The sequence below is a fragment of the Cribrihabitans marinus genome, assembly GCF_900109035.1.
GTDB classification, from domain to species: domain Bacteria; phylum Pseudomonadota; class Alphaproteobacteria; order Rhodobacterales; family Rhodobacteraceae; genus Cribrihabitans; species Cribrihabitans marinus.
Genome location: NZ_FNYD01000004.1, coordinates 62,620 through 88,717 on the forward strand (window position 1 = coordinate 62,620; position 26,098 = coordinate 88,717).

General features: G+C 68.1%; 25 protein-coding genes. 9 read left to right on the forward strand and 16 right to left on the reverse strand.

Features of this window, described 5'->3' with window-relative positions; all coding sequences use genetic code 11:
- Positions 1-19: 19 nt before the first annotated feature.
- From mutL to BMX57_RS07515, 5 genes are all read right to left on the reverse strand, one after another.
- Positions 20-1,876 carry a DNA mismatch repair endonuclease MutL gene (gene mutL, locus BMX57_RS07495; protein ID WP_092364537.1) on the reverse strand — a complete coding sequence of 619 codons (1,857 nt, stop codon included), beginning with the start codon at positions 1,874-1,876 and terminating at the stop codon, positions 20-22.
- Between the two features lie 288 nt (positions 1,877-2,164).
- Complete coding sequence (locus BMX57_RS07500; RefSeq protein ID WP_092364540.1) at positions 2,165-3,094, reverse strand: metal ABC transporter permease; 930 nt, start codon at positions 3,092-3,094, stop codon at positions 2,165-2,167.
- A complete protein-coding gene (locus BMX57_RS07505; RefSeq protein WP_092364543.1) occupies positions 3,091-4,296 on the reverse strand; it encodes a metal ABC transporter permease in 1,206 nt (401 codons plus the stop codon). The genes BMX57_RS07500 and BMX57_RS07505 overlap by 4 nt, the downstream gene beginning before the upstream one ends.
- Before the next feature lie 4 nt (positions 4,297-4,300).
- Positions 4,301-5,104, reverse strand: a complete 804-nt coding sequence (locus tag BMX57_RS07510; RefSeq protein WP_092364545.1) for a metal ABC transporter ATP-binding protein — start codon at positions 5,102-5,104, stop codon at positions 4,301-4,303.
- Positions 5,105-5,107: 3 nt separating this feature from the next.
- Entirely contained in the window at positions 5,108-6,061 is a 954-nt protein-coding gene (locus BMX57_RS07515) for a metal ABC transporter solute-binding protein, Zn/Mn family (RefSeq protein WP_092364548.1), read from the reverse strand.
- A gap of 198 nt (positions 6,062-6,259) precedes the next feature.
- Between BMX57_RS07515 and deoC the strand changes: the two genes are divergently transcribed.
- A complete protein-coding gene (gene deoC / locus BMX57_RS07520; RefSeq protein WP_092364551.1) occupies positions 6,260-7,249 on the forward strand; it encodes a deoxyribose-phosphate aldolase in 990 nt (329 codons plus the stop codon).
- A 48-nt stretch (positions 7,250-7,297) separates the two neighbouring features.
- Positions 7,298-9,631 carry an aldehyde dehydrogenase family protein gene (locus tag BMX57_RS07525; RefSeq protein WP_092364554.1) on the forward strand — a complete coding sequence of 778 codons (2,334 nt, stop codon included), beginning with the start codon at positions 7,298-7,300 and terminating at the stop codon, positions 9,629-9,631.
- Between the two features lie 24 nt (positions 9,632-9,655).
- Here the strand turns inward: BMX57_RS07525 and BMX57_RS07530 are convergent, their stop codons facing one another.
- From BMX57_RS07530 to BMX57_RS07565, 8 genes are all read right to left on the reverse strand, one after another.
- Entirely contained in the window at positions 9,656-10,081 is a 426-nt protein-coding gene (locus BMX57_RS07530) for a lipocalin-like domain-containing protein (RefSeq protein ID WP_092364557.1), read from the reverse strand.
- 137 nt (positions 10,082-10,218) lie between these two features.
- Complete coding sequence (locus BMX57_RS07535; RefSeq protein WP_092364560.1) at positions 10,219-11,535, reverse strand: M16 family metallopeptidase; 1,317 nt, start codon at positions 11,533-11,535, stop codon at positions 10,219-10,221.
- On the reverse strand, positions 11,532-12,872 hold the full coding sequence (locus BMX57_RS07540) for a M16 family metallopeptidase (protein ID WP_092364563.1): 1,341 nt from the start codon (positions 12,870-12,872) through the stop codon (positions 11,532-11,534). Before BMX57_RS07540 ends, BMX57_RS07535 begins: the two co-directional genes overlap by 4 nt.
- A 126-nt stretch (positions 12,873-12,998) precedes the next feature.
- Entirely contained in the window at positions 12,999-13,511 is a 513-nt protein-coding gene (locus BMX57_RS07545) for a DUF3035 domain-containing protein (protein WP_092364566.1), read from the reverse strand.
- Positions 13,512-13,561: 50 nt separating this feature from the next.
- Positions 13,562-14,044: a signal peptidase II gene (gene lspA, locus BMX57_RS07550; RefSeq protein ID WP_092364569.1), complete on the reverse strand. Its 483-nt coding sequence runs from the start codon at positions 14,042-14,044 to the stop codon at positions 13,562-13,564.
- Complete coding sequence (gene purH / locus BMX57_RS07555) at positions 14,044-15,633, reverse strand: bifunctional phosphoribosylaminoimidazolecarboxamide formyltransferase/IMP cyclohydrolase (RefSeq protein WP_092364572.1); 1,590 nt, start codon at positions 15,631-15,633, stop codon at positions 14,044-14,046. Before purH ends, lspA begins: the two co-directional genes overlap by 1 nt.
- A 23-nt stretch (positions 15,634-15,656) precedes the next feature.
- Entirely contained in the window at positions 15,657-17,396 is a 1,740-nt protein-coding gene (locus BMX57_RS07560; protein ID WP_092364576.1) for a heparinase II/III family protein, read from the reverse strand.
- A gap of 80 nt (positions 17,397-17,476) precedes the next feature.
- The gene (locus BMX57_RS07565; RefSeq protein WP_092364579.1) at positions 17,477-18,736 is read right to left on the reverse strand and encodes an RsmB/NOP family class I SAM-dependent RNA methyltransferase; all 1,260 of its coding nucleotides are present in this window, start codon (positions 18,734-18,736) and stop codon (positions 17,477-17,479) included.
- A gap of 90 nt (positions 18,737-18,826) precedes the next feature.
- Here BMX57_RS07565 and BMX57_RS07570 point away from each other — a divergent pair, with 90 nt between their 5' ends.
- Positions 18,827-19,009 carry a DUF1674 domain-containing protein gene (locus BMX57_RS07570; RefSeq protein WP_092364580.1) on the forward strand — a complete coding sequence of 61 codons (183 nt, stop codon included), beginning with the start codon at positions 18,827-18,829 and terminating at the stop codon, positions 19,007-19,009.
- 288 nt (positions 19,010-19,297) lie between these two features.
- Here BMX57_RS07570 and BMX57_RS07575 read toward each other — a convergent pair whose 3' ends face one another.
- Both BMX57_RS07575 and BMX57_RS07580 read right to left on the reverse strand, forming a co-directional pair.
- A complete protein-coding gene (locus BMX57_RS07575; protein WP_092364583.1) occupies positions 19,298-19,657 on the reverse strand; it encodes a dihydrodipicolinate reductase in 360 nt (119 codons plus the stop codon).
- Between the two features lie 57 nt (positions 19,658-19,714).
- A complete protein-coding gene (locus BMX57_RS07580) occupies positions 19,715-20,572 on the reverse strand; it encodes a LysR family transcriptional regulator (protein WP_092364586.1) in 858 nt (285 codons plus the stop codon).
- A gap of 97 nt (positions 20,573-20,669) precedes the next feature.
- Between BMX57_RS07580 and tmpA the strand changes: the two genes are divergently transcribed.
- The 3 genes from tmpA to BMX57_RS07595 are packed head-to-tail and all read left to right on the forward strand — an operon-like array spanning position 20,670 to position 23,049.
- Positions 20,670-21,800: a 2-trimethylaminoethylphosphonate dioxygenase gene (gene tmpA / locus BMX57_RS07585; protein WP_092364589.1), complete on the forward strand. Its 1,131-nt coding sequence runs from the start codon at positions 20,670-20,672 to the stop codon at positions 21,798-21,800.
- On the forward strand, positions 21,797-22,384 hold the full coding sequence (tmpB, locus tag BMX57_RS07590; protein ID WP_092364592.1) for a (R)-1-hydroxy-2-trimethylaminoethylphosphonate oxygenase: 588 nt from the start codon (positions 21,797-21,799) through the stop codon (positions 22,382-22,384). The genes tmpA and tmpB overlap by 4 nt, the downstream gene beginning before the upstream one ends.
- Positions 22,381-23,049, forward strand: a complete 669-nt coding sequence (locus BMX57_RS07595) for an ureidoglycolate lyase (protein ID WP_092364596.1) — start codon at positions 22,381-22,383, stop codon at positions 23,047-23,049. The genes tmpB and BMX57_RS07595 overlap by 4 nt, the downstream gene beginning before the upstream one ends.
- A 9-nt stretch (positions 23,050-23,058) precedes the next feature.
- On the opposite strand, the gene dapB is transcribed toward BMX57_RS07595, so the two are convergent.
- Positions 23,059-23,868 (reverse strand): 4-hydroxy-tetrahydrodipicolinate reductase, encoded by an 810-nt coding sequence (gene dapB, locus BMX57_RS07600; protein ID WP_092364599.1) that lies wholly within the window; start codon positions 23,866-23,868, stop codon positions 23,059-23,061.
- Between the two features lie 92 nt (positions 23,869-23,960).
- On the opposite strand from dapB, the gene rbfA reads away from it, so the two are divergent.
- The 3 genes from rbfA to truB all read left to right on the forward strand — a co-directional run bounded on the left by rbfA (position 23,961) and on the right by truB (position 26,077).
- On the forward strand, positions 23,961-24,356 hold the full coding sequence (rbfA, locus tag BMX57_RS07605) for a 30S ribosome-binding factor RbfA (RefSeq protein ID WP_092364602.1): 396 nt from the start codon (positions 23,961-23,963) through the stop codon (positions 24,354-24,356).
- Positions 24,356-25,093, forward strand: a complete 738-nt coding sequence (locus BMX57_RS07610) for a phosphodiester glycosidase family protein (protein WP_092365503.1) — start codon at positions 24,356-24,358, stop codon at positions 25,091-25,093. Before rbfA ends, BMX57_RS07610 begins: the two co-directional genes overlap by 1 nt.
- Positions 25,094-25,165: 72 nt before the next feature.
- On the forward strand, positions 25,166-26,077 hold the full coding sequence (gene truB / locus BMX57_RS07615) for a tRNA pseudouridine(55) synthase TruB (RefSeq protein ID WP_092364605.1): 912 nt from the start codon (positions 25,166-25,168) through the stop codon (positions 26,075-26,077).
- The last annotated feature ends 21 nt before the right edge of the window (positions 26,078-26,098 follow it).

Sequence of the window (26,098 nt, forward strand, 5' to 3'; positions counted from 1 at the left end):
CCGCAACGGCGCGGCCGGATCAACTGCGTCCGAACAGGCGTTCGATATCGCTCAGCTTCAGCTCGACATAGGTGGGCCGGCCGTGGTTGCACTGGCCCGACATCGGTGTCGCCTCCATCTCGCGCAGCAGGGCGTTCATCTCTTCGCCGCGCATCCTTCGGCCCGAGCGCACCGACCCGTGGCAGGCGACCCGGCTGAGGATCGCGTCGATCCGGGCGCGCAGCGTGGCGCTTTCGCCCTGGTCGGCCAACTCGTCCAGGATGTCCCGGATCATCGCGGGCACGTCCACCTCTCCCAGAACCGCCGGGGTCTCGCGCACCGCGATGGCGCCGCCGCCAAAGGGTTCGAGGCCAAGGCCCAGCTGCGCCAGCTCGTCGCTCACCTCCAGCAGGCGGGCCCGGTCGCCTTCCGACAGCTCGACGATCTCCGGGATCAGCAGGGCCTGCGCCGCGATCCCTGTGTCCGCCATCTGGCGCTTCAGATTCTCGTAAACCAGCCGCTCATGCGCGGCATGCTGATCCACGATGACCATGCCGTCAGCCGTCTGCGCGATGATGTAGTTCTCGTGCACCTGCCCGCGTGCTGCGCCCAGCGGCAGCCGCTCCGCCGGCGTGGTGTCCGCATCCCCCGTCTCCGGCACTTCCTCGGCCACGATCCGGCCGCTGAACGCATCCGCCATCTCGGCAAAGCCGGGGGCCTGCGCCTGGTGCGCGGCCCGGCCGGCCGCCGGCGAGGGGCGGTCCATCTGGTAGATGCGCGCCGGGCCGGGCGCCGGTTCCGGGCGCATCGCGCCCAGGGTCGCCCCGGCCACCGTCGAAGAGGCCCGGTGTCCCGCCGCGGCCAGGGCATGGCGCAAGGCCGAGACGATCAGCCCGCGCGCCACGCCGGGATCGCGGAACCGGACCTCGGATTTCGCCGGGTGCACGTTCACGTCGACAAGCATCGGATCGCAATCGACGAACAGCGCCGCAGCCGGGTGCCGGTCCCGGCTGAGCACGTCCATATAGGCCGCGCGCAAGGCACCCGTCAGCATCTTGTCACGAACCGGACGGGTGTTCACGAACAGGTATTGCGACACCGCCGCACCGCGCGAATAGGTCGGCAACGCGGCATAGCCGAACAGCCTGATCCCGTCGCGGGTGGCGTCGATGCGCAGGGCGTTCTCGGCGAACTCGCGCCCGAGCACCTGGGCCAGACGGCCGTGCAAAGCGTCGAACAGGTCGCCGCTCTCCGGATCGGCGCGGAACGAGACGCGGCCCTCGCCACCGCCCGACATATCCCGCAGGGTAAACCCGACCGCAGGCTCGGCCATCGCCAGCCGCTTGACCGTGTCCGCGATCGCCTGGGTTTCGGCACGATCCGTTCGCATGAATTTCAGCCGCGCCGGCGTGGCATGGAACAGATCGCGCAGCTCCACGACCGTTCCCGACCGGAGCGCCGCGGGTCGAACCGTCCCGACCTGCCCGCCGGAGACCTTTATCGCCGCCGCGTCGGCACCCGGCACCCGGCTGGTGATCGTCAGGCGCCCGACCGCGCCGAGCGACGGCAGCGCCTCGCCGCGAAAGCCGAATGTGTGGATGTTCAGAAGGTCCGAGCCGTCGATCTTGGACGTGGCGTGGCGGGTCAGCGCCAGGGGCAGTTGCGCGGCCGGGATGCCGCAGCCGTCATCCGTGACCCGGATCAGCGTCTTGCCGCCATCGGCGATATCCACGGTGATTCGCGTGGCCCCGGCGTCCAGCGCGTTCTCGACCAGTTCCTTGACCGCCGAGGCCGGGCGCTCGACCACTTCGCCGGCGGCGATACGGTTTACGGCCGACTCGTCGAGCTGTCGGATTTCCGGAGGATCCTGCATCATATTGGGGTTCGCCTGCGCCATACCCCAAGACTTAGCATGGTCCGGGCCGATTCTGCCACCGTTCGATGCGGTATCGGAGGCCGGAAAAAGAGTGGCCCGGCCCGGGCCGCCAGACGCGCCATTGATCAACGGCGGTTCCTGCGACGGCACGGGCCGGGCGCGCGCGTGAGTGGTGGGCGAAGCTTCTCCCCAAAGCGCTCCGTCACAGGATCAAGTTAGGGCAGAGACTTCGGTTTGGATATTGGGGTTTCCCCGTATCGGCGGGGAACAGCCGGAATCCGGGTGATTCTGACCCGAAAATTGTTTGCGCTACCCCTGAACGGGGGCCCCTGTGCGGGTTCGGCAGGGACCGAACCGGGCAGTCACGGCCAGAATCACCCCCGACATGGTGGCGATCATCCCCGCCGCGCTGATCGCGTCGGCGCCACCCAGCCACAGCGGGCCGTATCCCGCCAGCACGTATCCCGACACCGCAGCGGCCACCGCGAAAACCACGCTCCAGGCGACCTGCCGCTCCAGCCGGTTGGTCATCATCCGCGCCGCCGCCGGCGGGCAGATGAACATGGCGATCACGATGATCGAACCCACCGCATCGAAGGCCGCCACCGCCGCCACCGCCGCCACGATCACCAGCGCCAGGCCCAGGGGCGCCGTGGCAATGCCGACCGTCCCGGCAAAACCCTCGTCGAAGGTCGAGATCTTGAGCGGACGCCAGAACAGCCAGGTGAACAGGCAGACCGCCAGCAGGGTCAGCGCCATGCGCGGAAGCTCGGACGGCAACCCGCGAAGCGCCTCGGGGTCCATGAGCGAGGCCCAGCCCGTCGCGTCCAGCCAGATCAGGCTTTCGAGATTGCCATAGAGCGCGTGCTCCACATCCAGATGCACCGACGACGTGTCGGTCTGTTCGAGCAGCAGAACCCCGAAGGCGAACATGGCGGTGAACACCACGCCCATCGCGGCGCCCGGCTCGATCCGGCCCAACCTACGAACCGCCTCGATCAGGATCACGGCAATCACCGCCGCCCCGGCCGCACCCAGCATCATCGGCCAGGCCGAGATCACGCCGGTGAGCAGAAAGGCCACGACGATGCCCGGCAGGACAACATGGCTGATCGCGTCGCCGATGAGCGCCTGCCGCCGCAGCACCAGGAAATTGCCCGGCAGGGCGCAGGCCACCGCCGCACAGATGCCGATCAGCAGCGGCGTCAGCGACAGGGGCACGAACTCGGCACCGCTCATGTCGCCACCCCCTGCGGGCCGCCGATCCGGCGGTCGATCTCGACGATCTGGTCCCGGGTCAGCACCGTCTCGATATCGCGCAACCCGTCATAAAGCGCCGCGACCGCCTCATGGGCCAGGTCGGAGCGCACGATCTCCCAGCGCTTTTCGTCGCGCAACGCCTTGGCGGCCCGCGCGCGGCCGGTCTCGGTCGCCACCCCGTCAGCACGCACCAGCCCGTTGCGGCGCAGCAGACGCAGGGTCAACGGCTCATAGATCGGCTGGCCCTGCGCCAGAGCCAGCAGCCCCTGCCGCAGGTGGACCCGGCGCTGGAAGCGGAGGTGCCGCAGCACCGCCGCCAGCACGCCGCGCCCCGGCGCCAGCAGCAGCGACAGCGCGAAAAGCGCGAAGCTGACCAGAACGATGATCGGCCCGGTGGGCAGGTTCGGCGCCGAGGCCGACAGCGCCGCGCCGACATAGCCGGCCAGCCCGCCGGCCAGCCCGCTCAGCAGGACCACGCGATCCGAGCGGTCGGTCCAGAACCGCGCGGTGACCGGCGGAATGATCAGCAGGGCGACAATCAGGATCAGGCCGACGATCTTGAGCCCGACCACTGTGACCGCCATCACCAGACCCATGATCGTCAGGTCGATCCGGGTGACCGGCAGGCCCCGCGCGGCGGCGTATTCCGGATCGAACGCGACCAGGGTCATCGGCCGCCGCAACATCAGGATCAGAGCCAGCGACAGCGCCCCGCCCAGCGCGATGATGACCGCGTCGCTGCGCAGCATGCCCGCGGTCGAACCCAGAAGGAAACTTTCCAGCCCCGCCTGGCGCCCCGCGCTCATGGTCTGGATCACCGTCAGCAGCACGACACCGAACCCGAAGAAGACCGACAGCACCGCGCCGATGGCGGCATCCTCGGCCAGCCGTGTGCGGCGGGTCAGCCAGGTCATGCACAAAAGCCCGATCCAGGCCGACAGCGCCGAGCCCGCCAGCAGGCCGGGCAGGTTCCGCCCGTCGCCGCCCAGCACCACCATCGCCATGAAGGCCAGGCAGATGCCCGGCAGGGTGGCGTGGCTGACCGCATCGCTGACCAGTGCGCGCTTGCGCAGGAACAGGAAGGTCCCGGTGCACCCGGCGGCCACCCCCAGAAGGGTCGCACCGATCGCGACCAGCGTGGCGTTGTAGCCAAGCTGCAGAAGCAGGGCATCGCGCAGCATCGATCTAGGCCGGCAGGGCCGACAGCTGATCGACCTGCGCAGTGGCCAGGCGCCCGCCATAGGCGGCCTGGAGGTTGCCGGCGGTGAACACCTCGGACACCGGTCCCTCGGCCACCTTGCGGGTGTTGATCAGGAACACGTTGTCGAAATAATCCGCCACCGTGGACAGGTCGTGATGCACCGCGACGACGGTCTTTCCGGCGTCCTTAAGTGCCTTGAGGACCGAGATGATCGCTTTTTCCGTGGCCGCATCGACCCCGGCAAAGGGCTCGTCCAGAAGATAGAGCTCGGCGTCCTGCGCCAGGGCGCGGGCCAGGAAGACACGCTGCTGCTGGCCGCCGGACAGCTGGCCGATCTGGCGATCGGCGAAATCCTGCATCCCCACGCGCCGCAGGCAGTCCATCGCCCGCGCCTTGTGCCAGGCGCGCACCCGGCCCAGGAGGCCAAGCTCGCGGTTGAGGCCCATCAGGACGACATCCATCACATGGGTCGGGAAATCCCAGTCCACGCTGGCCCGCTGCGGAACATAGGCGATGCGGGCGCGCTGCGCATCCAGCGACCGGCCCAGCACCGTCACCTGCCCCGACAGCGGGCGGATGATGCCCAGCGCCGCCTTGAGCAGGGTCGACTTTCCGGCCCCGTTCGGCCCGATGATTGCGGTCATCGCACCGGGCTGCACGGTCATGTCGACAGAGAACACGGCGGGTTTCTCACCGTAAGAGACGGTCAGGCCGCGGATCGCCAGCGGGCTGTGGTCCAGCCCGGCGGCCGGGGCCGGGGATCCGTCGCGGGTTGCAAGCTGAAGCATGTCTCAGAACCCCGCCGACAGTTTGCCGTCCATGCCGCGTTCGGGCACTTCGGCGCCCAGCGCCCCGGCGATGACGGTCACGTTGTGGTCGATCATGCCGACATAGGTTCCCTCATAGGAGCCGGGCTGGCCCATCGCATCGCTGTGGAGCTCGCCGCCGACCCGAACCTCGTGGTCCCGCGCCTCGGCGCCCTCGATCAGCGCGCGGATCGAGCGGTCGGAGACCGAGCTTTCCACGAAGACGGCCGTGACGCGGCGCTCGACCAGCGTATCCACCAATTCGCGGATGCGGTTCAGGCCCGCCTCGCTCTGGGTCGAGATGCCCTGGATGCCCAGAACCTCGAACCCGTATTCCGCCCCGAAATAGCCGAAGGCGTCATGCGCCGTCACCAGCACGCGCCGCTCGGGCGGCACGCCGGACAGCACCTGCCGTGAATATTCGTGCAGCCGGTCCAGCTCGGCCAGATGCGCCTCGGTATTGGCGGCAAAGGCCTCGGCACTTTCGGGGCGCTGATCGCTCAACGTGTCGCGCACGGCCACGACGACCTCGCGCCACAGCTCGGGCGCCATCCAGACATGCGGGTCGAACTTGTCGGCATAGTCGTCATGGGCGCGCAACCGGTCCCGGTCGATGCGTTCGGCCACGGCCACGACCTCGCGCGCGCGCCCGAGATCTGCAAAGAAATCCTCCATCTGCGCCTCGAGATAGAGCCCGTGCCACAGGACCAGATCGGCGCGCGTCATCGCGACGATGTCGCTCCGGGTCTGGCGATAGGCATGCGGATCGACCCCCGGCCCCATCAGCGCCCGAACCTCGACCTGATCGCCACCGACCTGCCGCACCGCGTCCGCGATCATGCCGGTCGTCGCCACCACACTCAGCGGCGGCTCGGCCCGCGCTGTCACGGGCAGGGCCAGCGCAAGGGCCAGGGTCAAGAGAAACTGACGGCGAATCATGATGGTCCTTTCTCGGCTTCGGTCCGGTTGAATATGAGAACCACTCGCAACTCTGTCAATGCAATTGCGAATAAGTCGCAATAACACTGGCAAGTTTTGTCCAAACGGTCAAAAATCCGGCGGGAACCGCCCTGCCTTGCTTGCCAACATGTCGCACAAGTGCAAACGTGCCTGCGAACCTCCTCAAGGATGACGACGATGCAGACGCACAGCCCTGAGCGCACGGCGCATCTTCCGCAATTGGCCGAGGCACGGAATCCCGGGATGGCGCTGGACATGGACTGGGTGCGCGCGGTGCAGGCCAACACCTCGGCCATCGAGCGCCGCGCCGCCACGCTGCCCGGCCGCCGGTCGGTGAAAAAGGACCACCAGGCCGCCTGGCTGCTGAAGGCCATCACCCTGATCGACCTGACCACGCTGGCCGGCGACGACACGCCCGGACGGGTGCGCCGCCTTTGTGCCAAGGCGCGCCAGCCGGTGCGCGCCGACCTGCTGGACGCGCTGGGCATGGATGCGATCACCACCGGCGCGGTCTGTGTCTATCACGACATGGTGGAGACCGCGGTGGACGCGCTGCGCGGCACAGGCATCCCCGTGGCTGCGGTCAGCACCGGCTTTCCCGCCGGCCTGTCGCCTTTTCACCTGCGGGTGGCCGAGGTCGAGGAAAGCGTGAAGGCGGGCGCGGACGAGATCGACATCGTCATCTCGCGCCGCCACGTGCTGAACGGCGACTGGCAGGCGCTCTATGGCGAGATGCAGGCGTTCCGCGCCGCCTGCGGCGAGGCACATGTCAAGGCGATCCTGGCCACAGGCGAGCTGGGCACCCTGCGCAACGTGGCGCGCGCCTCGCTGGTCTGCATGATGGCAGGCGCCGATTTCATCAAGACCTCGACCGGCAAGGAAGGCGTGAACGCCACCCTGCCCGTCAGCCTGGTGATGCTCCGCGCCATCCGCGACTATTACCAGCGCACCGGCCACCGCGTCGGCTACAAGCCCGCGGGCGGCATTTCCAAGGCCAAGGATGCGCTGACCTACCTGGCGCTCATGAAGGACGAGCTGGGCGACCGCTGGCTGGAACCGGACCTGTTCCGCTTCGGCGCCTCGTCGTTGCTGGGCGATATCGAGCGGCAGCTGGAACACCATGTCACCGGCGCCTATTCCGCCGGCTACAGGCATGCCGCAGGATGACCGCCTGGCCGGGACCTGCGCTGTGAGTATTTGGGAAAAGATGAAGCCATGACAGTCAAGGAAATCTTCGAGACGATGGATTACGGCCCCGCCCCCGAAAGCGCCGCCGAGGCGCTGGCCTGGCTGGTCGACCAGGGCGACCGGTTCGGCCATTTCATCGACGGCGCGTTCACCGCGCCCGGCGACGGGTTCGAGAGCCGCAACCCGGCGGATGGCGAGGTACTGGCGACGCTCACGCAGGCGACGCAGGCGGATGTGGACGCGGCGGTGACGGCCGCCCGCAAGGCGCAGCCGAAATGGGCCGGGATGGGCGGCGCGGGCCGTGCGCGGTATCTCTATGCCATCGCGCGGCTCTTGCAGAAGCACTCGCGCCTGTTCGCGGTTCTGGAAAGCCTCGACAACGGCAAGCCGATCCGCGAGAGCCGCGACATCGACATCCCCCTGGCGCAGCGGCATTTCTACTACCACGCGGGCATGGCGCAGCTGATGGAGAGCGAGCTGCCCGAGGCCGAGCCGCTGGGCGTCTGCGGGCAGATCATCCCGTGGAACTTCCCGCTGCTGATGCTGTCCTGGAAGATCGCGCCGGCGCTGGCCATGGGCAATACCGTGGTGCTGAAACCGGCCGAATACACCTCGCTGACCGCGTTGTTGTTCGCCGATATCTGCCGGCAGGCCGGGTTGCCCAAGGGCGTGGTGAACATCGTCACCGGCAATGGCGCTGTGGGCGAGATGATCGTCGCCGCAGAGGTGGACAAGATCGCCTTTACCGGCTCGACCTCGGTGGGTCGGCGCATCCGCGAGGCGACGGCGGGATCGGGCAAGGAACTGACGCTCGAGCTGGGCGGCAAGTCGCCCTATATCGTCTTCGACGACGCCGATATCGACAGCGCCATCGAGGGGCTGGTGGACGCGATCTGGTTCAACCAGGGCCAGGTCTGCTGCGCCGGGTCGCGCCTGCTGGTGCAGGAGGGCATCGCCGAGCGGTTCCACGACAAGCTGCGCGCCCGGATGGACGGCCTGCGCGTCGGCAACCCGCTGGACAAATGCATCGACGTGGGCGCGGTGGTGGACCCCGTGCAGTTGCAGACGATCCGCGAACTGGTCGACGGCAACACCGCCGGGCACACCCATCACGCCGCCTGCGATCTGCCCGAGAACGGCTGTTTCTATCCGCCGACCCTGATCACCGGGCTGGCGCCGTCGGATCCGCTGATGCAGGAAGAGATCTTTGGCCCGGTCCTGGTCTCCTGCACGTTCCGCACGCCGGGCGAGGCGGTGGAGCTGGCCAACAACACCCGCTACGGGCTGGCCGCGACGCTGTGGACCGAGAACGTGAACCTGGCGCTGGACATCGCGCCCAAGCTGGCCGCGGGCGTCGTCTGGGTCAACGCCACCAACCTGTTCGACGCCGCGGCGGGCTTTGGCGGGGTGCGCGAAAGCGGCTTCGGCCGTGAAGGCGGCTGGGAGGGGCTGGCGGCCTACACCCGGCCCAAGGGCAAGCGCGCCGCTCTGAAACCGGTCGAGCCGGTCACCGGCGACGGTGCCCCGGTGGATCCGATTGACCGCACCGCCAAGCTCTATGTCGGCGGCAAGCAGGCGCGGCCGGATGGCGGCTATTCCCGCCCTGTCTGGGGCAAGTCGGGCCTGCTGGGTCATGTGGGCCTGGCCAACCGCAAGGACGTGCGCAACGCGGTCGAGGCGGCGGCGGGTGCGGCGGCATGGTCGAAGACCACCGGCCATCTGCGCGCGCAGATCCTCTACTACATCGGCGAGAACCTGTCGGCGCGGGCCGACGAGTTCGCCCACCGCATCGACAAAATGACCGGCAAGCGTGGGGGCGCGGCCGAGGTCGAGGCGTCGATCCAGCGGCTGTTCACCGCCGCTGCCTGGGCCGACAAGTATGACGGCCAGGTGCACGGCGTGCCGATCCGCGGTGTCGCGCTGGCGATGAAGGAACCGGTGGGCGTTATCGGCGCGCTCTGCGCCGACGAGGCGCCGCTGCTGGGGCTGGTCTCGGCCATGGCACCCGCCGTCGCCATGGGCAACCGGGTGGTGCTGGCCGCGTCCGAACCCTATCCGCTGGCGGCGACCGATTTCTACCAGGTGCTCGAAACTTCGGACGTGCCGGCGGGGGTGGTCAACATCCTGACCGGCAGCCATGCCGAGCTGGCGGGACCGCTGGCGAAGCATCTGAATGTCGATGCGGTCTGGAGCTTCTCGTCGTCGGACCTGTCGGAAGAGATCGAGCGCGCGGCGGCCGGCAACCTGAAACGGACCTGGGTCAACAACGCCACGGCGCTGGACTGGTCGCAGGATCACACGCGCCGGTTCCTGCAGGCCGCCACGGAGGTCAAAAACGTCTGGGTGCCCTACGGAGAATGACCGGATCCCGCACAGGCGCGGGCCTCAGACCTTCTCGAACTCCATGCGATAGATCACTTCTTCGCCGGTGGCCGGATCGACCCCGGGGGCGCCGCGGATCGACAGGTGCCGCCCGACCAGCGTGAAGGGTCGGGACAGATCGGCCTCCCAGTTCGGGTTCCAGGCGCGTTCGACGTGGTGGATCACCTGGTCGCCCTGGATGCTGTAACGCGCCACGTAGGCCAGCATCGTGTCGAACAGCCGCGCCTTGTCGGCCTCGGTCAACGGGCCGCCATTCGCCGGCGGCCGCTCGGCCCGGAACACGGTTGCCATCATGCGCCCGTCCGCGTGATAGGCGATATAGCCCACCGGGTTGGGCCCCATCGCATCGCTCACCACTCCGGTCGCAACGGCCTCACGGGTCCAGGACCTCATCCGCCAACTGCCGATCAGGTCTCTTGGTTCTGCCATGTCGGTGCTCCGTGTCCTGGTTCTACCGGAACAAAGCCTAGCACGTCGCGTGGGATCGCCGGGCGCGAATCGCCGGGCCGCCGACCCATTTCTCCGGCCGACAGCATCTTCCGACGCTTGACCCATCTCGGCGCGTGTCAGCCGTCCAGCCCGGTCGGTTTGCCGACCACGGTGAAATGCAGCCCGTCGGGATCCAGCAATTCCCGCGCCACCCGGTTCACCTCGTCCAGCGTGACCGCCTCGACCTTGTCGTTGCGCGTGGCGATGTAGTCGGTCGGCAGGTCGTCCATCTGCATCCCGACCATGATCGAGGCGATGCGTCCGTTGCCGTCGAACCGCAACGGATAGGCGCCGGTCAGATAGGTCTTGGCCTGCTCCAGCTCCTCGGCGGTCACGCCCTCGCGCGCCGTGCGCGACCAGACCTCGCGGATCACCTCGATCGCCTCGGCAATCCGGTCGTTCCCCGAAGCCACCGAGCCCATGTAGACCGAGGCGAGATCCTTGGGCACGAGGTAGGAATAGACACCATAGGTCAGCCCGCGTTTCTCCCGGACCTCGTTCATCAGCCGACTCTCGAACCCGCCGCCGCCGAGGATGTGGTTCAGGATGTAGGCAGCGAAGAAGTCCGGGTCGTGCCGGTCGATACCCTTCTGCCCGAACAGCGCGACCGATTGCGGCGTGTCGAACTCGACGATGCTGACGCCGCCGTCGATCGTGACATCCGCCTTGCCGGGGATCGGCGCGCCCTCGGCGGGCAGATCGGCCAGCAGCCGGTCCAGCAGCGCGCCCAGCTCTTCGGCGGTGATGTCGCCGACGGCACCGACATAAAGCCGGTCGCGCGCCAGCACGTCGCGATGGGCTGTCAGGATATCGTCGCGGGTAAGGCCGGTGACGCTCTCGATCGTACCCCGTCCGTCGCTGCCATAGGGATGATCGCCATAGGCCATCCTGGAAAACGCCTCGCCGGCGATCTCGTTCGGATCCTTGGCGTCCGAGCGCAGGCCCGAAATGACCTGGCCCCGCACCCGGTCGACCGCGTCCTGGTCGAAGCGCGGCTGGTGCAACGTGGTATAGAGCAGGTCGATCACCTCGTCGCGGTTTTCCGTCAGGAACCGCGCCGAGATCGACACGCTGTCGTCGCCGGCATCGTAGTCGAAAGTGGCCGCCAGCGACTCGAGCGCGCGGGCGTAGGCCTGCGCATCCATGTCCCCGGCCCCCTCCTCGATCAGGCCGGTCATCAGGTTCACCGCGCCGCGCTTGCCCGGCCGATCCAGCGAGGTGCCGCCCCGGAACCTCAGTTCCAGCGCCGTGAAGGGGATCGAATGATCCTCGACCAGCCAGGCGTCGATGCCGCCAGGCGAGGTCACTTCCTCGATCTCGATCTCTGCCCATGCGGGCACGGCCAGGCCGAGCGCCACCAGGCAAGCGGCAAGCCGCGTCACAAGAACCTTCATTGCGTCACCTCCTCGTCGCGCATCAGCCAACCCGTGACCGAGACCTCGGGCCGCAGCGCCGCGCGTCCGGCGGCAATGATCTGCTCGCCGCTCACGTTCTGGACCAGCTCGGGCCAGGCCTGCACATCCTCTACCCTCAGCCCGCTGGCCAGCGCCCGGCCATAGCGGTTGCCGATCCGGTCGACATCATCGCGCTCATAGATCTGTTCGGCGCGCAGCTGCATCTTTATACGGTCCAGATCCTCCTGGTTCACACCCTCCGACAGGAAATCGGCCACGGCGCGATCCATCGCTTCCTCGGCCTCCTGCAGGCTGACCCCTTCGGCCGGCACCACGATCAGGTCGAAGGTCGTGTCGTCCAGCGAGGTGCCCCGGTAGAAGGCACCGGCATAGACCACCGTGTTGCTGTCGAATTGCAGCTTCTGGTTCAGATACGAGGTCTGTCCGCCACCCAGCAACTGCGCCAGCAGGTAGAGCGCGGCGGCCGTCTTCTGGTCACCGGAGTCGCGCTCGGGCGCGAGATAGCTGCGCTGCAAATAAGGTTGGGCCACACGGGCATCGCGGAAGGTCAGCCGCCGCTCGGCAGTCTGCGGCGGCTCCTGCGACCGCACGCGGGGCGGCAGGTCGGTGTTGGCCGGGATCGCCCCGTAGTGGGTTTCCGCCAGCGCGCGCACCTCCTCGGGATCGACATCGCCGGTCACCACCAGGATCGCGTTGTTGGGCGCGTAGTAGGTCCGGTAGAAGGACAGCGCGTCCTCCATGTCCAGCGTCTCCATCTCGTGCCGCCAGCCGATTATCGGAACCCCGTAGCGGTGGTTGAGATACTGCGCCGCGTTCAACTGTTCGCCGAACAGGGCGCGGGGGTTGTTCTCGGTGCGCTGGTTGCGCTCTTCCAGGATCACCTGACGCTCGGTGGCGATATCGGCCTCGGTCAGGCGGATGTCGCGCATCCGATCGGCCTCCATCTCCATCATCAGGCCCAGCCGGTCGGCGGCGACGCGCTGGAAATAGGCGGTGTAGTCGTAGGACGTGAAGGCATTGTCGCGCCCGCCATTGGCCGCCACGGTGGCCGACAACTCACCGGCCTCCATGTCGTCGGTGGCCTTGAACAGCAGGTGCTCGAGGAAATGCGCCACGCCGGACGATCCGATCGGCTCGTCCGCCGACCCGGCGCGATACCAGACCATGTGCTGCACGACCGGCACACGATGATCCTCGACCACCACGACCTCCATGCCGTTGTCGAGCGTGAACGTGGTCACGTCATCGGTTTGCGCCGCCGCGGCAAGCGGCAGAGTGACGGCAAGCGCGGCAGCGCGGGCCAGGGATCGGATCATCCGTCGTCCTCCGTGCGATGCCCAGGCGGCGCTATGCCGCCTGGGCAGTTCGGTCGGGTTTGCTTCAGCCCTTCTACGTACTATGGACGGTCCCGGTTTCAAGCCGGCCCACGGAAAGTTGCGGGGTCAGTTGTCCGGCGGAGAGGTCGGCGTTTCCGCGCCGGCCTTGCGGAACCGGTCCTGTACGACCCAGGGGTCGATATCCTGGCGGGCATAGGCCTGCTCGTAGCGGTCGACGCGGAACAGCCGGATATTCGTGAACCGCCCGCGCCGCTTGCGGAACTCGGCGTCTTCCTTGGCCAGAACGGCCCGCGTGTTGGCCGGCACGCCATAGCGGCTGGCGACATTGACCAGCGCCGCATCGCCCGCCGGAACGCCATTGCCAGCCAGGGCCGAGGCCCGCCCGCCCAGCGCCTCGACCGCGTCGGCCTGTGGCGTGGGATCGGTCAGGTTGCGCCCGCCGGGCGTGGGCGCGGGCAGGGTCGAGAAATCCTGAGGTTCCGTCAGCGGCTTGACCGGTGAAATCGCAAACTCGTCCGGGCCGCTTCCGGGCGGGCGTATCACGCGCAGCCCCTGATCGGCACAGCCGGCCAGCGTGGTCGCCGCTGCGATGACGAAGCCTGTCAACGCTGTCCGCATGGTCGTCTCCTGCCTGTTCGCCCGCGTTTTAGCCGATTTGACCATCCCCGTCACGGGGCCTTTTTCGCGCCGCGACCATCGAATAGGATCAACCCGATGGCGCCGGCAAAGATGAAGATGTCCGCGACGTTGAACACAAACGGGTTGTCGATGCCGCAGCAGGACATGTTGAGGAAGTCCAGAACATAGCCGTAGAGCAGCCGGTCGACGACATTGCCCAGCGCCCCGCCGATCAGCAGGCCGGCGCTGATACGCATCCAGACCTTCCCGCCGCTGCGCCGCAGCCAGATCCAGACGCCAAGGCAGATCGCCAGCGACAGGCCGATCAGGATCCAGCGCGAGGCGTCGCCCGCCTCCTGGAACAGTCCGAAATTGATCCCGCGATTCTCGCCGTATCGGAAGTTCAGCAGCGGCGGCAGCACGTCGATCGACATGCGCCGGTCGAGTTGCATCACGTGGATCACCGCGTATTTGCTCGCCTGATCCAGCACCAGCGCCACCAGCGCGACGGCGTATATCAGCCCCTCCCGCATCAGTGCCGGAAGTGCCGCATGCCGGTGAAGACCATCGCCAGCCCCGCCTCGTCGGCCGCCGCGATCACCTCGTCGTCGCGCATGGAGCCGCCAGGCTGGATCACGCAGGTCGCGCCGTTGGCGGCGGCCTCGAGCAGCCCGTCGGGAAACGGAAAGAACGCATCCGATGCCACCGCCGAGCCCTTGGCCAGGCTATCGGGCAGGTCCAGCACCTCGGCCATCCGCTGCGCCTTGACGCCGGCGATGGTGGCGCTGTCCAGGCGGCTCATCTGGCCGGCGCCGACACCAACGGTCTGGCCGTCCCTGACATAGACGATGGCGTTGGACTTCACATGCTTGGCGACTTTCCACGCAAACAGCAGATCGCGCATCTGGTCGTCGGTCGGCGCCTTCCTGGTCACGACCTTCAGATCGTCAAGACCGCGATGGCCGACATCCTTGTCCTGCACCAGCATCCCGCCCGACACCTGCCGCGTGGTCAGGCCGGCATCGCGTGGGTCCGGCAAGGCATCGGTCAGCAGCAGGCGGAGGTTCTTCTTGGCCGCGAAGGTCTCGATGGCTGACTCCGAGGCGCCGGGGGCGATCACCACCTCGGTGAAGATCCCGGTAATCTCGCGCGCGGTGTCGGCTTCCAGCGGCATGTTGAGCGCGACGATCCCGCCGAAGGCCGAAGTGCGGTCGCAATCGAATGCTTTTTTGTAGGCCTCTGTCAGCGTCTCCCCACGGGCCACGCCGCAGGGGTTGGCGTGCTTGATGATCGCCACCGCCGGGCCGTCGCCGGGGGCGAATTCGCTGACCAGTTCGAAGGCCGCGTCAGTGTCGTTGATGTTGTTGTAGCTCAACGCCTTGCCCTGAACCTGCCGCGCGGTGGCGACGCCGGGCCGGGCGCTGCCATCGACATAGAACGCCGCGCCCTGGTGCGGGTTCTCGCCATAGCGCAGGGTCTGCGACAGGGTTCCCGCCACCGTCCGGCGGCGCGGCGCGGCGAGCGACAGCGCCTCCGCCATCCAGTTGCTCACCGCCGCGTCATAGGCCGCAGTCCGGGCATAGGCGGTCTGGGCAAGGGTCTGCCGAAAGGCATAGGTCGTGGCCCCGTCCCGCGCGTCCAGTTCGGCCAGCAGCGGCGCGTAGTCCTCGATATCCACGACGACATTGACGAAGGCATGGTTCTTGGCCGCCGCCCGGATCATCGCCGGTCCGCCGATGTCGATATTCTCGACGCAAGTATCGTAATCCGCGCCTTTGGCCACGGTCTCCTCGAACGGGTAGAGGTTGACGACCAGCAGGTCGATGGCGCCGATCCCGTGCGTCTCCATCGCGGCCACATGCCCGTCATCGTCGCGCAGCGCCAGCAGCCCGCCATGCACCATCGGGTGCAGCGTCTTGACCCGGCCATCCATCATCTCGGGAAAGCCCGTGACCTCGGCCACGTCACGCACCTCCAGCCCCGCCTCGCGCAGCGCCCGTGCCGTCCCGCCGGTGGACAGCAGCTCGACCCCGCGATCGGCCAGCGCACGGCCCAGGTCCGTCAACCCGGTCTTGTCGGAAACGGAAAGCAGCGCGCGGCGCACCGGATGCAGGTCGGTCATGTTGCTGGGGTCCTTTTTGACAGTCAGTCGAAGTCGGGTTCATCCCGGTTCAGGTCTCGAATGGCAATCGCCGTATCCTGCGCCTTGCTCAGAGACCACCGGATGCGCGTCGCATACTCCATCGCGCGGCCGGATAGAACGATCTGTTTTGTCGCGCGAGGTTTCAGCCGCCCGCGCTCAAGGTAGACGCTGGGTTCCAGCGCCAGCTTGTGCCGCCCGTCATGCCGGAACACCCAGATCTCGCCGCTTTTCAGCGCCATCGACACCGCCGCCCCGCCCAGGTCCAGCGCCGCGTCGACCTCGGGATGCAGATGCAGGCGGATGTCGAAGCCGACGCCGGACAGGACCGAGGCATCCAGCGCCCGGTCGAATCGCCGCTTGTCGGAATCCTCCATCGCCAGCAGCATGTCCTCGGCGGCCAGCCCCCGCCCGTCGAAGGCCAACTCCAGCGTGCGGGCATGGGTCAGCCCGTAGACCGGCACATAGCCGTCATGCCCGCCTTGGAAGCGGAACCCGTCGGTCAGATCGCACAGATCCACCGGCACATCGCGCGGCCCTTTTATCAGCGCCTCCTGCCCGGTGCCGCGCACCGGCGCTGACAGGCGGGCGCTGGAATACCCGGCCAGGCACAGGGTCGAATGCGAGGGCGTCGCACGCCCGGCCCGGCGCCATTCGACACCGAAACTGGCCCCCGATCCGCAATTGACGATCAGCGGTCGCCGCCCCGAGGTCAGCTCGAAGGCCAGTGTGGAGGCGTGGCCATTGTAGGACGCCTTGCCCTGCGGCGGCGCGCCGGCATCCACGATCACGCTGGTGCGCCCGGCGGCGAGGCGGGCGTATCCCATCGCCAGGCTGTCGCTGCGCACCGGTTTGACCTCGCTGGCGGCCAGCGCATGGTCCAGCCGCCCCTCCAGGCCCCGGCCGCCGCCGTGGAACCGGGCCAGCCCGCCATCGGCATGGCGCAGCGCGCGCAGGGTCGGCGCGACCCGCTCGATCGCCGCCAGATGGGCCGGCGGCACACCGCGCCCGGCCTCGTGCAGGGCGGCGGCTGCCCAGATCAGCAGCGTGAACACCTCCAGCAGCTCTTCGGGATTGCGGGTGGGCAGCCCGCCCTGATCGTCGATCTGGCTGTCGCAATCGCGGGCCAGCGCCCGCACCGCGGGGTCGGCGTAATCCTCCAGCCCCTCAAGCGCCAGCCCGGCATAGATCAACCCCGTCAGCGCCTCGAAGCGCGGCAGGCCCGGTGTCGCGCCCTTCCAGCGTTTCGACAGGAACCAGGTCTGTTGGGCCAGCGAGCGGAAGAACAGTTTGCTCTGCTGCGAATCGACGCCGCGCAGCAGGAACAGCGCGTGGTTGATCCAGCGGATCACCCGCCGTCCGGCCAGTTCCGGCGTCCAGCCCGGGCCGCGCCCGTGGCCGTGCTGCGCGATCCAGTCCCACAGCCAGGCCTGCGCCTTGACCCGCGCCCGCGCGTCGCCCACCGCCGCCAGGTCGTCGAGCCAGACGAAACCATGACGTTCGGCGTCAAACGCGGCATTGGGCGATTTCACGTCCCACAGGTTCGCATCGCGCGATTCCACCAGGTACCCGGCAAACAGCAGGTTGCCCGCCACCAGCTGACGACCACGCGCAAACGAGCCGATTGTGCGCGGCTCGGGTTGCGAGACGAACCCGGTGACGGATTTCTGGCGCCGGCTCCTGCGCGCATAGTAGCGGTTCTGCAACCGCCACCATCGGCCCGCCATGCTGTCAGGACTGGACATCTGCACTGCCTCTCACGCTCTTTGGCGTTTACCCTCAGGATAGCGCCGGCGGGCCGGCAAGTCACCGCCGAAGTCGCGGGCTACCCGGCTTTGCGCAGGCAGGCCATGTAAAACCCGTCCATTCCGCCGAGATCCGGCCAGTAATCGGGGCGGAGCCGCAACCCGCCCTCCTTGGTGATCCAGCCCGGTTCGACACCGGGCAGGTCCAGCGCCGCGCGGTCGGCGGTCAGGTCCGGGAAGCGGGCCAGCGCCTCTTCGACCTGCACCTCGCCCTCGTCCGGCAACAGCGAACAGGTGCAGTAGACCAGGCGCCCGCCGGGCCCGAGCAGGTCGATGGCGTGGTCCAGCATCTCCGATTGCAGCGCGATCAGCGCGCCGAATTCCGAGCCGTCCTTGGCATGGGGCAGGTCCGGGTGGCGCCGGATCGTGCCGGTGGCGGAACAGGGCGCGTCCAGCAGGATCGCGTCATACTGGCCGCGATGCTCCAGCGCGTCGCCAACGACCAGATGCGCCGTCAGCCCTGTGCGGTCGAGATTGGCGCGCACGCGCCGCATCCTCGCCTCGGAGATGTCGAGCGCGGTGACATCCGCCCCGGCAGCGGCCAGCTGCAACGTCTTGCCGCCCGGCGCGGCGCACAGGTCCAGACAGGCCTCGCCCGGCCGCACCGCCAGCACCCGGGCGGGCAGCGCCGCGGCGGCGTCCTGCACCCACCAGTCGCCAAGCTCAAAGCCCGGCAGCGCCGAGACCTGGCCCGGCGCCGTCAGCCGCAGCGATCCGGTCGGCAGCATCTCGCCTTCGGGCGCCGTCCCGCCCGGTTTCACGGTCAGGTCCAGCGGCGCGCCGGCGGCATGGGCGCGCTCCATCGCCGCCACCGCCTTGCCGCCCCAGGCCTGCACCAGCGGATCGCGCAACCAGCGCGGCAGGCGCGGCACCGGCAGGCTGTCCCATTTCACCGGCGCGTCGGTTGCCAGCTTGCGCAGGACCGCGTTGACCAGCCCCTTGAGGCGTGCATGACGACGATGCGCGCCGGTGATCTGAACCATCGCGTTGACCACCCCGTGCCCCGCCTCGCCCTGCGCCAGTTCCACCGCGCCCAGCCGCAGCGTGTTACGCACGGTGAGCGGCGGCGCCTTGCGCAGATGCGGCTTGAGCAGGCGGTCGGCCCGTTCCAGCCAGGTCAGGGTCTGCAGGGCCAGCCGTTGCGCCCGCGCCCGCTCGGACGGGTCCAGCCGGTCCAGCGCGCCGGCCGCCAGGCATTCCGGCAGCAGCCGCCCCTCGCCCAGCACCTGATCGAGCAGGTGGATCGCGCTCTGCCGCGCCGCCGTCGCCGTATCCGCCATGTCCGCCTTTCCGACCGTGACCTCTTGACCGCATTGCAGGATGCGGACGCGGGCGTATATCAAGGGCATGCAGATAAAGGAACCCGAGCGATGAGCGATACGCCAAAGGATCTGCCGCCGGCCGCCCGGCGCGCCCTGGCCGAGGCCGAGGAACGACGCCGCAAACAGATGGCCGAGGCCAAACCGCTGCCCAAGGAACTGGGCGGGCGCGACGGGCCGGAACCCGTGCGCTTTGGCGATTGGGAGAAAAAGGGCATCGCCATCGATTTCTGAGGCGGACCCGCCATGCGCTTGCCGCGCGTCGCGATCACTGCGCCGGCCAATTCCGGACTTCGCCTGCTGCGCGGCCCCAATCGGCGAGTGTCGCGCTGCTGGACATTTTTCAACGCCACCTTGTCGGTATTGCAACAGCCGAATACCGCGATTCCGACATTGTCTTACTTGAGACGGCACTGGGCGTCACGATATTCGGGCTGGGCGCGGCCATCTGGGGTCCCGCCCCTTGCGGCGTGGTTCAGGCCATCCAAAGCCGACTTGCACGGCGTTGATATTCAACGGTCGTCAGTTGGGGCGGAGACGGAAATCGGCGGAGTCGCCCGCGCCCTGGTCGGAGGTGAACCGGATCTGAGACCCCTTCACCCGCACTTCCTGACAATTGTAGCCCAAGGCGCTGCCACCCCAATAGAGGTCACGGCAGAAATAGCCGTCACGCCAGCTCCAGCTGCCCTCGACATCCCAGGTCAGACCGCGGCCGCTGATGTCACCTTGCGGCGACACGCGCAGGCGGACCATGGGTCGGGTCAGCGTCTTGCCGCTGACGATGGACTTGAAGGCGCGTTCGCTGTCGACCTTGGCGAATTCGGCATAGGCCGGACCGGCCAGCAGGAACAGGGTCAGACAGACGGTGGATTTTCCCAACATGGCTTGCACCCTTTTCAGCGTATCCTGATGAGTTTACGCAGCAGGCGGCGGATTGGATCACTCTTGCCCGCGCACCAGTTCGTCAAGGAGCGCCTCGACCAGCGCGCGCATGCGCCGCGCCGCCAGCCGGCCGTCGGGCCAGGTCAGCCAGTAGCTGTCCTCGGTCTGCAGTTCGGGCAGGTCCAGCCGGACCAGCCGACCATCCGCCAGCGCCTCCCGCGCCAGCGCCAAGGACCCCAGCACGACCCCCTGGCCCAGCCGGGCCGCTGTCAGGGCATGTTCCATCGAATCGACGCTCAGGCCCGCGTGCCAATCCAGTTCCATTCCGATCTCCTGCGCCCAGACCTGCCAGCCGGGGCGCGAGCCCCGCAGCTCGATCAACGGCGCGCCCCATCCGACCCCCGGTGCGGCCATCGGCGCTAGGATCTCGCGGCAGATGCGGCGCGCGGTGCGTCCCGGCCATCCGCCGCGCTCGAACCGGATCTGCAACCACGTGGTCTGATCGTCGAAATCCAACCTCTGCGACAGCGCCTCGGTCAGCACGCGCAGATCCGGATGCGCCTGCAGGAACGCACCCAACCGGGGTAGCAGCAGGGCATGGATATGCGAGGTCATGCCGGCGATGCGCAGCTCGCGCGGGGCGGTGCCGAACAGATCCTCGGTGCTGCGCTGAAGCGAGCCGATCCCCTCCTGCACCAGCGGCAGATAGGCCTCGCCATCCATGGTCAGCGAGACGCCGCGCGCCTCGCGCACGAAGAGCGGCCGGCCCAGCCAGGCCTCGAGGTTCGCGATGCGCTGGCTGACCGCCGCCTGGGTCAGCCCGAATTCCCGCGCTGCACTGGAAAATCCGCCAAGCCGGCCGGCGGCCTCGAACACGCGCAACCAGTCCAGAGGCGGCAGACCGCGCTTTGCCATAAGATTTTCCTGCCCTAAGCATGAATTTGGTTTAATTGAGTTTATGCCAGTGCAGTTGTATCAGCACAAGGAACCCCATACCCATCGAGGAGTTCCCATGCTTCGCTCCGTCACCTTTTCCGCGCGGCAGGTCACCGTCGCGTTCGTCGATGGCACCGCGGCCCGGTTCCACGCGATATGGCTGCGTGACAACGCGCTGGATCCCGAAACCCGCGACCCTGGCAACCGCCAGCGCCTGATCACCCTGTCGGACATCCCCGCCGACCTCGCGATCACGGATGCGCAACTGGCCGGCGGCGATCTGCGCGTGACTTTCGCGCCCGAGGGCAAGACCGTGGACTTCCCCGGAACCTGGCTGGCCGATCACGTTTATGACCATGCCGGCCAGACCCCGCTCCTGCCCAAGGGCACGACCACCTGGGATGGCACCATGCCGGCCCCCTGCTCCGACTGGCGGGATGTCCGCTCGAACCCGCGGGCCCTGCGCGACTGGCTGGCGGCGGTGGCGGAACTGGGTTTTGCCAAGCTGACCGGCGGCCCGGCCGAGCCCGAGGCGCTGCTGCGGGTGGCGGATCTCTTCGGCCATGTGCGCGAGACCAATTACGGGCGCTTCTTCGAGGTCCGCACCGAGGTGAACCCCAGCAACCTGGCCTATACCGGGCTGGGCCTGCAGGCCCATACCGACAACCCCTATCGCGACCCGGTTCCGACGCTGCAGATACTCTATTGCCTGGAGAACTCCGCCGAGGGCGGAGAGTCGATCGTGGTCGACGGGTTCCGCGCCGCCGAGCGGCTGCGCGAGGAGGACCCCGCCGGGTTTGCGCTGCTGGCCGGGCATCCCGCGCGGTTCGAATATCGCGGTACCGAAGGTGTCTGCCTGCGCGCGCGCCGCCCCATGATCGAGCTGTCGCCGGACGGGCAGTTGCAGGCGATCCGGTTCAACAATCGTTCGACCGCACCGCTGGTCGACATACCCTTTGACGACATGGAGGCCTATTACGCCGCCTATCGCCGGTTGGGCGAGTTGATCGACGACCCGGCGATGGGAGTGTCGTTCAAGCTGGAACCGGGCGAAAGCTTCATCGTCGACAACACCCGCGTTCTGCACGCGCGCAAGGGCTATTCAGGCTCGGGATCGCGCTGGCTGCAGGGATGTTATGCCGACAAGGACGGGTTGCTCTCGACCTTGGCGGCGCTTCAGGCGCAGCAACCGGAGGCGGCGGAATGACCCGGCCCGACCTGACCCGCGACACCATCGTTCCGTTCCTGGCCGATATCTTCGAGCGGCGAGGCGGCGAGGAATACCTGGGCGAGCCGGTGACAATGGCCGAGCACATGCTGCAGGGCGCGACGATGGCCGAGCGTGGCGGGCTGCCCGAGGACATCGTTGTCGCGGCGCTGCTGCACGATATCGGCCATTTCACCTCGGAATTCGGCACATTCAGCATGGACGACACCGAGGACCGCCATCACGAGGATGCCGGCGCCGAGGTCCTGGCGCCGTTCTTCCCCTCGATCGTCACCGATTGCGTGCGGTATCACGTGGCGGCCAAGCGCTATCTCTGCGCCACGCGGCCCGACTATTTCGCGCGGCTCTCCGACGCCTCGGTCCATTCGCTGAAGCTGCAGGGCGGCCCGATGACCGACGAGGAGGTCGCGGCGTTCGAGGAAAACCCCAACCTCAAGGCCATTGTGCAGGTGCGCTATCTCGACGACGCCGGCAAGATGGCCGACATGGACACGCCCGGCTTTGCGCATTTCGCGCCGGTGGTTCAGCGAGTCGTGGACGCCCACCTGGAGGAAACCGCATGACGTCGCCGCAATACCTGTTCGAGGCGAGCAGCAAACCCTCGCTGCCGTTGCACGAGGTTCCGCTGATCCGTGCTACGAACGAAACGCTCAAGGGCTATGGCTGCGTGGTGGAGGATCCCGACGGGTTCGAGATCGAGATCACGCGCTGGCCTCAGCAAGGATGGCGGCCGGTGGACGAGGACACCGGCGACGAGGCCGGCGCGGTCGAGGGCACGTTCGAATGCCGCTGGAAGGGCGACGTGCTCTATGGCCGCAACGAGGCGGTGGGCGGGCATTATGTGCTGGGCTGGTCGACCGACCCGCAGACGGCGCAGGCCGATGCGCCCAGCGTTCCGCGCGACCAGGTTCTGCTCTGGCACATGAACTATCACCCCGATGGCGGGCAGATGTTCTTTCCGCTCGACCGCAAGCCCTTCATCGTGCCCGCCGCGCTGCCCGGCGACAACCTGACGCCGGACACGGTGGTGGCGTTCTGGAGCGACGGCAGCACCGGCATCTACATCCATGCCGGGATCTGGCACGAGGGCGTGTTCCCCGCCGAGGACGAGCAACGCTTCCTCGATCGCCAGGGCCGCGTGCACGCGCGCGTCAGTGCCGATATCGGCAAGGAATTCGGCGTCTACCTCGCCTGCCCGCTGCGTGCCGACCGGCTGAAGAACCTGTAGGGTCTGGCGCTACAGTCCCAGCACGTCGACCATGCTGTAATGGCCGGGCGCCTTGCCCTGCCCCCAGAGCGCCGCCCGGAGCGCGCCGCGGGCAAAGATTGCCCGGTCGGTCGCCACGTGCCGCAACACGACGCGTTCGCCTTCGCCGGCAAACAGGACGTCATGCTCTCCGACGATATCGCCGCCGCGTACCGCCGAGAAACCGATCGCGCCGGATGTCCGCGCGCCGGTGATCCCGTCGCGCCCGCGATCAGAGACATCGGCCAGCGCCACGCCGCGCCCCTCGGCCGCCGCCTCGCCCAGCATCAGCGCGGTGCCCGAAGGCGCGTCGACCTTGTGGCGGTGATGCGCCTCGATCACCTCGATATCGAAATCCTCCTCCAGCGCGGCCGCCACCTTGCGGGTCAGCTGCACCAGCAGGTTCACGCCGAGGCTCATGTTGCCGGCGCGCACGATCACCGCATGCCGCGCCGCCGGCTCCAGGCGCGCGATCTGCTCTTCGGTCATGCCGGTGGTGCCGATCACATGCACCGCCCGCGCCTGAGCGGTCAGGGTCGCAAACTCCAGAGTGGCCTCGGGCGCGGTGAAGTCGATCACCGCCTGCGCCGGCGCGAAGGCCTCCAGCGGGTCGTCCGTCACCTTGATACCCAGCGCTGCGCCGCCCATCGCCTCGCCCAGATCGGCGCCGATCCAGTCATGCCCCGCGCGTTCGACCGCCCCCACCAGCCGCGCCTTGTCGCTGGCGGTGATCGTGCGGATCAGCATCTGGCCCATGCGGCCCGATGCTCCGGTCACGACGATGCCTGGCCGTTGCGTCATGTCTCGCTTTCCCTGTCCCGATGGCGGATCCCTGCCTCCTATCCGGTTGCGGCCCGCTTGGCAAAGCCCGCGTAACCGCTTAGATCGGAGTCATGGCCAAGAACAGATTTCAAGACGGACCCGGACCTTCGCAGCGCCAGCTGCGCGTGGGCGAATTGATCCGGCGCACGCTGTCGGACGTGCTGGCGCGCGGCGACGTCCACGACCCCGACCTGAACCGTCTCTCGATCACCGTGGGCGAAGTGCGCACCTCGCCCGACCTCAAGATCGCCACCGCCTATGTGCTTCCGCTGGGCGGCAAGGGGCAGGACGACGTGCTGGGTCTGCTGGCGCGCAACAAGGGCGAGCTGCGCCGGGTGATCGGCAAGAAGCTGTCGCTCAAGTTCTCGCCGGATCTGCGGTTCCAGCTAGACCGCACCTTCGACCGGCTGGACGAGACCAGAGCCATGTTCGAACAGGACGCGGTGCGCCGCGATCTGGACGAGTGATCCGGGCGGTTCTGGCCGCCCTCGCCGCCGCCTTCTGGGCTGAATCGGCGGCGGCGGTGGAGTGCCGCGCCCTGGACAGCGGCGGCAACAGCTTCACCATCTGCGAGGTCGACGCGACACGCGCCGATCTGCGCCTGTTCCTGCGCGCCCCCGACGGCAGCATCCTGGGCCAGTTTCCGGCCGTCGACCGGCAGCTTGCCGACGAGGGGCGAAAGCTGGAATTCGCAATGAACGCCGGAATGTATCACGAGGATCGCGCCCCGGTGGGCCATTACATCGAGAATGGCGAAGAGGAAATGCGGGTAATCGCCAGCGCCGGTCCGGGCAATTTCGGCCTGTTACCCAACGGCGTGTTCTGCATCCGCGACGGCCGCGCCGACGTGATCGAGACCGGCGACTATCTTGAGCAGGCGCCGGACTGCCGGTTCGCGACGCAATCCGGGCCGATGCTGGTGATCGACGGTGCGTTGCATCCCCGGTTCCTCGAGGACTCGACCTCGCGCTACATTCGCAACGGGGTCGGAACCAGCGCCGATGGAAGCCGCGTGGTCTTTGCCATCTCCGAGAACCCGGTGACCTTCCACCAGTTCGGAACGCTGTTCCGCGACGTGCTGAAGACGCCGCAGGCGCTGTATTTCGACGGCAACGTCTCGCGCCTCTACGCGCCCGGGATCGACCGCGCCGACGGGGGCTTTCCGCTGGGTCCCATCGTAGGGATCGCGGTTCCGGCGGAGTAACCGCCAGCCACGGTTTGACAGGCCGCGGCCGATCCGCTACGCCGCGCGCCTTGGACGGCAATGGGGACAGGCATGGCACGCAAACGCAAGGGCCGCGACATTTCGGGCTGGCTGGTCGTGGACAAGCCAGCGGGCATGACCTCGACCGCGGTGGTCAACAAGGTGCGCTGGGCGCTCGACGCCAAGAAGGCGGGCCATGCCGGCACGCTGGACCCCGAGGCGACCGGGGTTCTGGCGATCGCGCTGGGCGAGGCGACCAAGACGGTGCCGCATGTCACCGACGCGCTCAAGGCCTATCGCTTTACCGTGCGCCTGGGCCAGGCCACCAACACCGATGACGGCGAGGGCGAGGTCATCGCCAGCAGCGACGCGCGGCCTGACGATGCTGAGATCAAGGCGGAACTGGGCGCCTTCGTGGGCGAGATCATGCAGGTTCCGCCGAAATTCTCGGCCGTCAAGATCGACGGCGAACGCGCCTACAAGCGGGCGCGCGACGGCGAGGATGTCGAGATTGCCGCCCGCCCCCTCTGGGTCGAGGAACTGGTGCTGGTGGACCGGCCCGATCCGGATCACGTTGTACTGGAAATGACCTGCGGCAAGGGCGGATACGTGCGCTCGGTGGCGCGCGACCTGGGCGCCGCGCTGGGCTGCCACGGCCATGTGGTCGCCCTCCGCCGGATCTGGTCCGGTCCGTTCGAGGCCGAGGACGGGCTGAGCCTGGAGCAGATCGAGGCGCTGGCCCGCACGCCCGAGCTCGACACCCATATCCGCCCGCTCGAGGACGGGCTGGGCGACCTGCCCGAGCTGAAGTGCACCCCCGAAGGCGCGGCGCGGCTGCGCAACGGCAACCCCGGCATGGTGCTATCTGCCGAGGGTGTCGAATACGGCGACGAAGCCTGGGCCTCGTTTCAAGGCGAGGCGGTGGCGCTGGGCCTCTACAGGTCCGGCGAGCTGCATCCCAACCGGGTTTTTGTCCGCACCTGATCCGACCGGCCTTTGCCGGCG

Coding starts and splice junctions, on each gene's coding strand:
- mutL (WP_092364537.1), bottom strand. CDS start 1,876: ATGGCGCAGGCGAACCCCAATATGATGCAGGATCCTCCGGAAATCCGA.
- BMX57_RS07500 (WP_092364540.1), bottom strand. CDS start 3,094: ATGAGCGGTGCCGAGTTCGTGCCCCTGTCGCTGACGCCGCTGCTGATC.
- BMX57_RS07505 (WP_092364543.1), bottom strand. CDS start 4,296: ATGCTGCGCGATGCCCTGCTTCTGCAGCTTGGCTACAACGCCACGCTG.
- BMX57_RS07510 (WP_092364545.1), bottom strand. CDS start 5,104: ATGCTTCAGCTTGCAACCCGCGACGGATCCCCGGCCCCGGCCGCCGGG.
- BMX57_RS07515 (WP_092364548.1), bottom strand. CDS start 6,061: ATGATTCGCCGTCAGTTTCTCTTGACCCTGGCCCTTGCGCTGGCCCTG.
- deoC (WP_092364551.1), top strand. CDS start 6,260: ATGCAGACGCACAGCCCTGAGCGCACGGCGCATCTTCCGCAATTGGCC.
- BMX57_RS07525 (WP_092364554.1), top strand. CDS start 7,298: ATGACAGTCAAGGAAATCTTCGAGACGATGGATTACGGCCCCGCCCCC.
- BMX57_RS07530 (WP_092364557.1), bottom strand. CDS start 10,081: ATGGCAGAACCAAGAGACCTGATCGGCAGTTGGCGGATGAGGTCCTGG.
- BMX57_RS07535 (WP_092364560.1), bottom strand. CDS start 11,535: ATGAAGGTTCTTGTGACGCGGCTTGCCGCTTGCCTGGTGGCGCTCGGC.
- BMX57_RS07540 (WP_092364563.1), bottom strand. CDS start 12,872: ATGATCCGATCCCTGGCCCGCGCTGCCGCGCTTGCCGTCACTCTGCCG.
- BMX57_RS07545 (WP_092364566.1), bottom strand. CDS start 13,511: ATGCGGACAGCGTTGACAGGCTTCGTCATCGCAGCGGCGACCACGCTG.
- lspA (WP_092364569.1), bottom strand. CDS start 14,044: ATGCGGGAGGGGCTGATATACGCCGTCGCGCTGGTGGCGCTGGTGCTG.
- purH (WP_092364572.1), bottom strand. CDS start 15,633: ATGACCGACCTGCATCCGGTGCGCCGCGCGCTGCTTTCCGTTTCCGAC.
- BMX57_RS07560 (WP_092364576.1), bottom strand. CDS start 17,396: ATGTCCAGTCCTGACAGCATGGCGGGCCGATGGTGGCGGTTGCAGAAC.
- BMX57_RS07565 (WP_092364579.1), bottom strand. CDS start 18,736: ATGGCGGATACGGCGACGGCGGCGCGGCAGAGCGCGATCCACCTGCTC.
- BMX57_RS07570 (WP_092364580.1), top strand. CDS start 18,827: ATGAGCGATACGCCAAAGGATCTGCCGCCGGCCGCCCGGCGCGCCCTG.
- BMX57_RS07575 (WP_092364583.1), bottom strand. CDS start 19,657: ATGTTGGGAAAATCCACCGTCTGTCTGACCCTGTTCCTGCTGGCCGGT.
- BMX57_RS07580 (WP_092364586.1), bottom strand. CDS start 20,572: ATGGCAAAGCGCGGTCTGCCGCCTCTGGACTGGTTGCGCGTGTTCGAG.
- tmpA (WP_092364589.1), top strand. CDS start 20,670: ATGCTTCGCTCCGTCACCTTTTCCGCGCGGCAGGTCACCGTCGCGTTC.
- tmpB (WP_092364592.1), top strand. CDS start 21,797: ATGACCCGGCCCGACCTGACCCGCGACACCATCGTTCCGTTCCTGGCC.
- BMX57_RS07595 (WP_092364596.1), top strand. CDS start 22,381: ATGACGTCGCCGCAATACCTGTTCGAGGCGAGCAGCAAACCCTCGCTG.
- dapB (WP_092364599.1), bottom strand. CDS start 23,868: ATGACGCAACGGCCAGGCATCGTCGTGACCGGAGCATCGGGCCGCATG.
- rbfA (WP_092364602.1), top strand. CDS start 23,961: ATGGCCAAGAACAGATTTCAAGACGGACCCGGACCTTCGCAGCGCCAG.
- truB (WP_092364605.1), top strand. CDS start 25,166: ATGGCACGCAAACGCAAGGGCCGCGACATTTCGGGCTGGCTGGTCGTG.